The sequence below is a fragment of the Haloferax sp. Atlit-4N genome, assembly GCF_003383025.1.
Lineage (GTDB): Archaea > Halobacteriota > Halobacteria > Halobacteriales > Haloferacaceae > Haloferax > Haloferax gibbonsii.
This window is the reverse complement of sequence record NZ_PSYY01000094.1, coordinates 1-457: the sequence shown is the minus strand read 5'-3', so window position 1 is coordinate 457 and position 457 is coordinate 1. Positions and strand designations below refer to the sequence as shown.

1 protein-coding gene is annotated in these 457 nt (G+C 75.7%); it reads right to left on the bottom strand.

Going from position 1 to position 457, the window contains the following annotated elements; translation table 11 throughout:
- Nucleotides 1-457 (bottom strand): helix-hairpin-helix domain-containing protein (locus tag C5C07_RS20715; protein WP_233510502.1); only part of this gene is annotated, 457 nt, incomplete at both ends.

Genomic DNA, 457 nt, shown 5'->3' with positions numbered 1-457 from the left:
GGACCGTCCGCGTCGCCGTGACGGGGAGCAGCGGGAGGTCCGGGAAGGCGACCTCGACGACGAACTCCAGTTCGTCGGCGTCCGGCGGCCCGAACACGCCGACCGGGACCGTCGCCGTCCCGTCGAGGTACGTCGTCGTCGCGGTCATCTCCACGCCGTTGACCGTGACGCGGATCCCGGCGCGCGCGCCGCCGGAAACGGCCTCGACGGCGACCTCGCACATCTCGTTTTCGCCGACCGCGATGGCCTCGGGGAAGTCCCCCCAGTCGACGTCGACGCGGGGGCAGTCGCGCGCGGCGTCGACGATCCGCTCCGCGACGGAGTCGCTCATGCCGGCGCGCTCGAGGCCCGCCGCGCCGGCGTCGACCACGTCGACGGGGGAGGCGAGGCCGGCGTCCGCGAGGCGCTCGGCGCGACCGGAGCCGACCCCCTCGATCGCCGTGAGCGCGACCGCCTC